The sequence below is a fragment of the Photobacterium sp. OFAV2-7 genome (assembly GCF_022347985.1).
Classification (GTDB): Bacteria; Pseudomonadota; Gammaproteobacteria; order Enterobacterales; family Vibrionaceae; genus Photobacterium.
Genome location: NZ_JAKRFQ010000111.1, coordinates 1 through 8,659, shown reverse-complemented (window position 1 = coordinate 8,659; position 8,659 = coordinate 1). Strand labels below are relative to the sequence as shown.

Annotated in this window: 11 protein-coding genes and 1 riboswitch; all 11 genes read left to right on the top strand. The window is 47.1% G+C overall.

Annotated features, from left to right (window positions below):
* Positions 1 to 547: energy transducer TonB (locus tag MHN01_RS08825; protein WP_239411015.1), on the top strand; the 547-nt coding region annotated here is incomplete at its 5' end.
* A 3-nt stretch (positions 548 to 550) separates the two neighbouring features.
* Positions 551 to 1,237, top strand: a complete 687-nt coding sequence (locus MHN01_RS08820; protein WP_239411014.1) for a MotA/TolQ/ExbB proton channel family protein — start codon at positions 551 to 553, stop codon at positions 1,235 to 1,237.
* Positions 1,234 to 1,656, top strand: coding sequence for a biopolymer transporter ExbD (locus MHN01_RS08815; RefSeq protein WP_239411013.1), 423 nt, complete (start codon positions 1,234 to 1,236; stop codon positions 1,654 to 1,656). Before MHN01_RS08820 ends, MHN01_RS08815 begins: the two co-directional genes overlap by 4 nt.
* The gene (locus MHN01_RS08810; RefSeq protein WP_239411012.1) at positions 1,653 to 2,489 is read left to right on the top strand and encodes a hemin ABC transporter substrate-binding protein; all 837 of its coding nucleotides are present in this window, start codon (positions 1,653 to 1,655) and stop codon (positions 2,487 to 2,489) included. Before MHN01_RS08815 ends, MHN01_RS08810 begins: the two co-directional genes overlap by 4 nt.
* Positions 2,490 to 2,512: 23 nt before the next feature.
* Positions 2,513 to 3,565, top strand: a complete 1,053-nt coding sequence (locus MHN01_RS08805; protein WP_370646475.1) for a FecCD family ABC transporter permease — start codon at positions 2,513 to 2,515, stop codon at positions 3,563 to 3,565.
* Positions 3,562 to 4,386 carry a heme ABC transporter ATP-binding protein gene (locus MHN01_RS08800; RefSeq protein WP_239411010.1) on the top strand — a complete coding sequence of 275 codons (825 nt, stop codon included), beginning with the start codon at positions 3,562 to 3,564 and terminating at the stop codon, positions 4,384 to 4,386. Before MHN01_RS08805 ends, MHN01_RS08800 begins: the two co-directional genes overlap by 4 nt.
* 324 nt (positions 4,387 to 4,710) lie before the next feature.
* Positions 4,711 to 5,718, top strand: coding sequence for an HTH-type transcriptional repressor PurR (gene purR / locus MHN01_RS08795; protein WP_239411009.1), 1,008 nt, complete (start codon positions 4,711 to 4,713; stop codon positions 5,716 to 5,718).
* 200 nt (positions 5,719 to 5,918) lie between these two features.
* Positions 5,919 to 6,023, top strand: a riboswitch (cyclic di-GMP riboswitch).
* Between the two features lie 127 nt (positions 6,024 to 6,150).
* The gene (locus MHN01_RS08790) at positions 6,151 to 6,741 is read left to right on the top strand and encodes a TfoX/Sxy family DNA transformation protein (protein WP_075767814.1); all 591 of its coding nucleotides are present in this window, start codon (positions 6,151 to 6,153) and stop codon (positions 6,739 to 6,741) included.
* Positions 6,742 to 7,015: 274 nt separating this feature from the next.
* Positions 7,016 to 7,408: a hypothetical protein gene (locus MHN01_RS08785; protein ID WP_239411008.1), complete on the top strand. Its 393-nt coding sequence runs from the start codon at positions 7,016 to 7,018 to the stop codon at positions 7,406 to 7,408.
* A gap of 162 nt (positions 7,409 to 7,570) precedes the next feature.
* Entirely contained in the window at positions 7,571 to 8,176 is a 606-nt protein-coding gene (locus MHN01_RS08780; protein WP_239411007.1) for a carboxymuconolactone decarboxylase family protein, read from the top strand.
* 4 nt (positions 8,177 to 8,180) lie between these two features.
* Positions 8,181 to 8,659: TVP38/TMEM64 family protein (locus MHN01_RS08775; RefSeq protein ID WP_239411006.1), on the top strand; the 479-nt coding region annotated here is incomplete at its 3' end.

Sequence of the window (8,659 nt, the reverse complement as noted above, 5' to 3'; positions counted from 1 at the left end):
AGAAACGAAAGTAAAAAAGCTGGTCAAAAAGAAAAAGCCTGAGATCGAAAAAAAACCACAGCCGCCTAAGCCTGATCCTGAGCCAAAGATAACCAAGCCAGTACCGAAAAAGGCGAAAGAACGCCCGGTCAAAGTGATCGCGAAAAAGATCGATAAGCCTGAGCCACTCAAAAAAGAGGCCGAAACTAAACCAGAAAGACCTAAACCGATTGCTGACCCCAAAGCGGAGATCAAATCTCAACAAGCAGCAGGTGTAAATAGCTCTCCCAAGCTAGTTACCCGCCCGACATTTGTAACCCGCCCTAGTCCTGTCAAGTACCCCAAGATCGCGAAACGTCGAGGTATTGAAGGACAAGTAATGGTTGAAGTATGGATCGACGAAAATGGCAAACAGGTCAGACAAACACTCGTAAAATCTTCAGGCGCCCAAGTGCTTGATAGAGCAGCACTTGATGCCATAAAGCGTTGGCAATTCTCTTCTCATACCGTAGACGGACAAGCGATTGCACACCGTGTACAAATTCCTGTTCGTTTTAAGTTGGATTAAACAATGGACAACATTTATCAGCTACAAAACCAATTTGGTCTCATGACCTGGCCACTTCTTATCTGTTCAGCGCTTACAGTGATGATCCTATTGGAGCGCTGTATTCAGGTATTACTGTGTACCGGAGTCGGAAGAAACAAAATCACGGCATTGCTTACCAAACAGGATCGTAATAACGACTCTTCTCTCAACCAGTTTGCTGAGGATCTGAGCAATCAGCGCCCGTTACTCTATAAAGGCGTTGCGATGCTTATCTCTCACCGACACTTCAACAAGCCGCTACGTGAGGACGCGGCAGGGATCTGGCTACAGCAAAAACGTACCCAACTCCGTTCTGGCTTGAAATTGCTGACATTGATTGGGGTTATTAGTCCCCTTCTAGGTCTATTGGGAACTGTGCTAGGACTAATCGAAATGTTCAAAGGCATTGCAGCTTCAACTGGCTCTGTTACCCCTAACGATCTTGCTGATGGCCTAGGTCTTGCGATGCGGACCACTGCGGCAGGACTGATCATTGCCTTGCCGGCAATTACCGGTGCCCAGCTCCTCGGGCTCTGGGCAGACAAGGTGACAGCCAAGCTGGAACATACCCTCAATTATTGCAATCTGTGGCTCGAAGGATTGAATCTTGTTCCGAATGGCCAGCCTGCCACACTCAAGCAACATAACCAGGCCGAGGTTCAGCAATGATCCGTACCAACAATGCCAGCCAGTTCGAGGATGATCTCACCCCAGATCTGACGCCGCTGCTGGACATCATCTTTATCGTCATGGTCTTTCTGCTACTCACTGCCAGCGTCAAACTGGAGTCTCTGGAGGTCGAGCTACCGCAAACAGAAACAAAAGTGCTGCAAACCACAGAGTCTGATCTTGTCACGATCAACCTGACCGCAAAGTCGCCCTTCTGGGCTTTACAAGGAAAACCAGTAGAAAGCTGGGAGGTGTTTCAGCAGGCGCTCCTTAAAGAGATCAAAACCAACCCGGACAAACCGGTTGTTATTGGCGCCGACAAGGCAGGTTCAGTTGAGAACATGCTTAAGTTACTCGCCTTTCTTCAACAGCATGACATAAAAGCTACCCAATTATTAATGGAAGAGGACAACTCATGAAGCGTATCGCTCTGGCTACTACATTACTTTTCGCAACCTGTTCGGTCTGGGCCAATGAACGCATCATCAGTGCCGGTGCTGCCATTACTGAACTTATCTATGCCCTGGACGCGCAAGAGCAACTTGTTGCTGTCGATATTACCAGCAAGTCTATGGTCGACAGCTCAGTTCCGACGCTGGGGTATCACCGCCAATTGTCAGCTGAAAGTTTAATTGCACTCAATCCGACCCGACTGTTAGGTTCGAACGAAATGGGCCCCAAAACAACCTTGGATTTGATCCAGCAAGCCGGTATAGAAGTCGATATTCTTAATTCAGGAGAAACCGTCGATGACCTATTGATTCGCATTGATGAAATCGCCCGGTTAACTGACAAAAAAGCAGAAGCCAATCAGCTTCAAGCTGTCGTAAAACAGCAGGTAGCGACTATCAATGCAAATCTAGCCGATCAAAAAGATCGCAAAAAAGTCCTATTCCTGATGATCCATGACGGTCGTCCCGCTAACGTTGCCGGGCGTAACACTACAGCAGATACCGTTATCCGACTTGCCGGGGCAATCAATCCTGCGGCCAGTGCGGTGGAATCATACAAGCCGATTTCGACCGAAGCCATGGTTGAAATGCAACCTGACATTATTCTGATTAGCTCACGCACACTAAGCAGTATTGGCAGTGCCGAAGAACTGCTCAAAAAGATGCCGCTATTGGCAGCAACGCCAGCCGGTCAAAATAAAGCGCTGGCCACCATCGATGGTACGGCACTTATTGGCGGCCTTGGCCTAAAAAGCTTAAGCGAAGCCGAGCGCCTGAATAACGTTTTCTATAACCACTGATCCTGAATCATCTACGGCTATTTATGCACTCAAGAACACTACGGCTCCATCGAATGCCTATCGGCATAGTTTTTCCGTTGGGCTTTTTGCTACTCGCAATTGCGATCATTACCTCGATTGTGGTCGGGCCGATGGCTATCAGTTTTTCAGACAGCCTCAAGGCGATGTTGCCATGGCAAACCGATCTCCCGTCACATATTGAGATTGTAATCCATAAAATCCGCCTCCCGCGCACCCTGCTCTGTATCGCGATCGGCAGTACACTAGCGCTCTGCGGTGCAGTCATGCAGGGGCTTTTCCGTAACCCTCTGGCAGACCCCGGTATTATTGGCGTTTCAGGCGGCGCGAGCCTTGGCGCAGCCCTTGCCATTGTAATCTTTGCGCCTTTGGCAGCATCCTTTCCGCTACTACTTACCATGGGAACCGTACCTGTTTTCGCCTTCGTTGGCGGTGCAGTCAGCACCTATCTTGTGTATCGGCTAGGTACCGATAAAAACGGCACCTCTGTAACCATTATGCTCTTGGCCGGTGTCGCTATTGGCGCTTTGTCCGGTGCCGCACTTGGACTAATGAATTACTACGCTGACGACCAGGCGCTGCGTGACTTGTCGCTTTGGTCGATGGGCTCCCTGGCTGGCGCGACCTGGCCGGGCATTACCCTCGCCTTTATCACGCTTGCTGTATTGCTTCTGGCTTTTGACCGCCATGCCAATGCACTAAACGCCTTTCTGTTGGGAGAAGGCGAAGCCAGGCATATGGGCGTGAATGTACAGAGGCTTAAGCGGCTGCTTATTTTGGTCTGTGCCGCCGGCGTCGGTGTCACCGTCTCGTTAACCGGCGTTATCGGGTTTATCGGCCTCATCATTCCGCACCTCGGCAGAATGCTGACCGGACCCAACCATAAAACCCTGCTGCCGCTATCAGCGCTACTCGGTGCCCTTATCCTGCTTATTGCCGATATGCTGGCAAGAGTTGTCGCCGCTCCGGCTGAATTACCTGTCGGGATCATCACCGCGATTCTCGGCGCACCATTCTTTATTCTCCTCCTTATCAGACAAAAGGGGAAAATGTCATGACTTCACCGAATATAACGCAGCAAGCAGCCATCAAAGCCAAAGGCTTGCACCTGTCCCTAGGTGAAAAAACATTACTGGATGACTTCAACATTTCAATTGCCAGTGGTGAGCTGACGGCGCTATTGGGTCCCAACGGTGCTGGTAAGAGTACGCTACTCAAAGTCCTGTGCGGCGAAGTTGATGCAGGGGGCGACATCGAGTTCTTCGGCAAACCGCGGGCTGAATTTAAACCGGAACATCTTGCCAAGCACCTAGGTGTCCTACCACAGCACAGTAATTTAACTTTCGCCTTTACTGCACAGGAAGTAGTAGAACTCGGCAGTATCCCCCTTCAAATCCCGAATGCTGAAACCCAGCAAATTGCCAGGGAGAAGATGCAGGTTGTCGATGTGCTTTCGCTAACAGACCGGCTCTACCCCACCCTTTCTGGGGGGGAAAAGCAAAGAGTACATTTTGCCAGAGTGCTCACTCAGCTCAGTCATGCGGGTAATCAATGTGTACTAATGCTCGATGAACCGACCTCAGCACTGGACCTTGCCCATCAGCACCGAACACTTCAGGTAGCCCGTGAATTGGCTCGCACCGGAGCCGCAGTTATTGTTGTTATCCACGATCTCAATTTGGCTGCGCAGTATGCTGATCGCCTGGTCATCATCAACGAGGGGAAAATTCAGGCAGACGGCTCCCCCTGGCAAGCCCTAACCAGTGAAACGATCAACAGAGTTTACAGCTGGCCAGTGCACATCAAAGCACATCCGACAGATGATTATCCGGTAGTCATATCTTCTGGTATACCAAGGGACTACTCGGAAGCTATCTGAACCTGATATGCATCTAATTGGTGTAAAATCGCATTGAGTTTGTTGATATCTATCAAGAATTTCAAGGTTGGGATACAGAAACGTTGCACTGTGCGCTACACTCAGTAGAATGTGAACGCAAGCGATTACACAATGAAACGCCCCGTAAGGCAAGAGAACAAAGCCGCTCGTGAATGAAGCGGCTTTTTGGCGTTTTAGACGCTGTACCAAACAGACTAGTTATCTAATGCAGTCAGATAATTACTCTGTTTGGTACTATTGATTACAAGTGATTATGAAATGGTCGGTTCTGACCTCTGATCTTAAATTATTAGAAGAATAAATATGGCAACGATTAAAGATGTTGCACGTATGGCTGGTGTATCAACGACAACAGTATCTCACGTGATCAACAAAACACGCTTTGTTGCAGAAGCAACACAGAAAAAAGTATTAGCGGCTGTAGATGAACTAAATTACGCACCAAGTGCTGTTGCACGAAGCCTCAAGTGCAACACGACCCGTACTATCGGTATGCTGGTTACCAAATCGACTAATCCTTTCTTTGCCGAGGTTGTACATGGTGTGGAAGAGTATTGCTATGGGGAAGGCTATACGCTGATCTTGTGCAATACCGAAGGCAACCTTGAAAAACAACGTGATTACCTGCGCATGCTGGCAGAAAAGCGTGTTGATGGCCTGCTGGTCATGTGCTCTGATCTTGACGAAAAACTCCTCGAGCTACTTGAGCGCAAGAAAGATCTGCCTATGGTGATCATGGATTGGGGTCCTGAAAGCCCGCACACTGACAAGATCCAGGACAACGCCGAGCTTGGTGGCTATGTTGCTACCAAGTACTTCATTGAGCACGGTCATACCAAAATTGGCTGTCTGTCTGGCCACCCGGATAAATCAACGTGTCGTGAGCGTCTGAAAGGCTTTTATAAGGCAATGGACGAAGCACAGCTTGATGTCAATGAAAACTGGCTGCTTGACGGTGACTTCGAGTGTGAATCCGCTGTTGTTGCCGCAAACAAATTCATTGCCATGGAAGATCGCCCAACAGCGATTTTCTGTTTCAATGACATTATGGCAATGGCGCTTATCAGTACCTTTGAACAGGCTGGTTTGCGGGTTCCTGATGATATCTCTATCATCGGTTACGACAACATCGATCTGGCTCCTTATTTCTCGCCACCTCTTACCACAATCCACCAGCCTAAGCGCCGCCTAGGTAAAACAGCGATTGAAATCCTGATGGAGCGTGTCAAAGACAAAGAGCACGAGCGTCGTATTTTTGAGATGGCTCCAGAGCTTGTTGTGCGCAAGTCAGTAAAAGACCTGAACGCATAAATTACACCCTCTCGCCCTACTACGAAAAAGCCGATATCTGATATCGGTTTTTTTTTGTCTTTAACTCTTTTTTTGTTGTAAATATTTTAAGGCATTAATGCTGCTCTCATCCCATAACTGGGACCTATTACTTGAAGCAAGATCACACTTTTAAAAGTGGGAGCAAGTTCAAAAATATTATCTGAGATATTCTTAAAAAGTCACGAACAAGGCAAACCATCCGAAAGGATGGGACGCAAAGCTTCCGGCCTAAAAGTGGTTAGTTTATCAATAACTAAGTTGCTTATGGTAGCGGGGTTGCCGATGGATCTAGCAATAAGTTATGTCATGAATCCTGACATTTTCCTGACATAACTTTTTTGTGAAATTTGCTAATCTGAAATCCTCGCTCTGTTGTTAGGTGACTCAAGATATTTTTCACCGAGAAGAAGCATGGACAAACCAGTACTTAAAGAATCACTACGATTATTCAATTGTTTCGAGAATGTAAAATCTCGCTCGATGTTTGGCGGTTTTGGTATATTCGCGGGTGAAACCATGTTTGCACTTGTGGTAAACGATAAGTTGCATCTCCGAGCTAATGCCGACAATGAAGAAGAATTTAAGCAGGCAGGTTTAACGCCTTACGTTTATAAAAAACGCGGGTTTCCTGTTGTGACCAAGCATTACGCTATTCCGCAGGAATGGTGGGATGAACCTGGAAAAATTCTTTGCCAAGCAAAGCGTTCCTTTACTGCTGCTAAACAGGATAAAGAAACCAAAAGCAAATCAGGTCCTAGTCGTATAAAAGATCTACCGAACCTACGTTTAGCTAACGAACGTATGCTGAAGAAGGCCGGTATTACGACGGTTGAAGAACTCTTTGAAGCCGGTGCGCTCAATGCCTATAAAGCATTGCAGCAAACCCACCAAGAGTCGGTAAATATCGAGTTGCTATGGGCCCTTGAGGGTGCAGTTAGCGGTCAGCATTGGTCGGTAATTACTAAGCAGCGTCGTTCAGAACTTCTTTCTGAATTACCGTAAACAACCTAATAGATATTTATAAAAAGAGGTGCTTAGCACCTCTTTTTTTATTAGCTTTTTTCAGCATACCCAACTAATGGAAATAAAAATATACGCATAGCCACTTATGCATAATTATTTTATTACCACTTTTTTGCTCCCCCAAATGACAATTTTTTGTCATATAACGTCAAATATTGATACCTCTCACAAAGCTGCTCATAAAAGCATCAATATCCTTTTCATCAATATTGTCATTAGTAGAATTGGGCTGTCATTCTAGCAGGAGGTTGTCATGCACTGTTCCAAGCCTTTTCCTGGACAAGCAGACCAGATGTTCAAAGACAAGTTTTGCAAGTGGCCAAAGCTTATGCGTGCCTTGGTGATCATTAGCCTATTTCCACCCGCTGCTGCCTTGTTTATGGTTACCCGACAACTGGCACCAATAGACGCACTTGATGACACCCTGTCGCTAACGATTGGCTTTAATGTCATATTGCTGCTTTGGGGAATATTTCTAAAAATACGCTCCAGAAAATACTGGTACCGCAACTACCATATCGGTAAAACAATGGCCTTGGCTGTCATGCCGCTTATCGCATCCGGCTATATATTGCTACAACAGACTGAAGCGCCGAGTATGGCTAAACAACAAAAAAGCCAAACTGTTTATATTTCACTCAACTAGTCGAATTTAATGCTTTTTTTCTAATTTCTGTAATAAATTTGCCCTTTATTCGGTCTCTGTCTCATACCAATCTTGTATTTTGTTTGATCATTGCATCTACCAGATTGATATACTCGTTGTAGCATAATGCTACAGCCAGACAGGCATCACTAAGGGGCTCATGTGCGTATTCCAGCCAAACAACACTACTCTTTTCTAATCAAGCCACTACTTTGGCTACAAAAACGCCACTATGGCAACGTATTGAACCCGGCTTTGCTCTGGGGACGTCGCCCTGCCCTATTCTGGCTTGTCGCGGGCTTTTTCGGTTATCTGGACCGAAAGTCATCACCTGTTACACCAGTTACGCGTTCTTTGGTCTGTGTGCGGGTGTCGCAACTCAATGACTGCGAATTTTGCGTCGATGCCAATGGCATGAAGCTAGCCGAACGTTGCGACTCTGTCGAAAAAATCAAAGCACTCGCCAACTGGCAAGTCAGTGATCTTTTCGAACCGCAGGAACGTTCCGTGCTCGCCTATGTTGAAGCTATTACCATCACAGGCCAACGTGTTGATGAAGAAATGATCGCACAGCTGAAACAATGGTATGACGATGATGCCATTGTCGAACTCACCGCCTTGATTTCATTCCAGAACCTGTCTGCAAAATTTAACACGGCCCTTGATGTACCGAAACAAGGATTCTGTTCGCTACCGATTCAGCCAAACGAGATCCAACAACCGGCAAAACAGCCAATTGCCTCTCCTTCGGACGACGATAAAAGGTAAAGTCATGGATAGAAAAAAACTACTTTTACTGGCAGCATTAGCCAGCCTTATTGGCCTATGGTTTGCCCTCGATCTTGGACAATACTTTACGCTTGAACAAGCAAAAGCCCAGCAAATTGCGCTGCAAGACACTATTGCCCAGCAGCCACTAGTATCAAGCGCAGTCTATTTTGTCCTGTACGTGATTGTTACAGCCCTATCGCTACCGGGAGCAGCAATTATGACATTGCTCGGCGCGGCTCTATTTGGATTCTGGTGGAGCCTTTTGCTGGTTTCCTTCGCCAGTACGATAGGCGCAACCCTGGCTTTCCTTTTCAGCCGCTTCATTTTACGCGACTGGGTCCAGAGCAAGTTTGGTCACCGCCTGGCGCCGATTAACGCTGGGATTGCCAAAGACGGTCCTATTTACCTCTTTACTCTACGCCTGATCCCCGTGTTCCCGTTTTTCGTGGTCAACCTGCTGATGGGTTTAACCCCAATCAG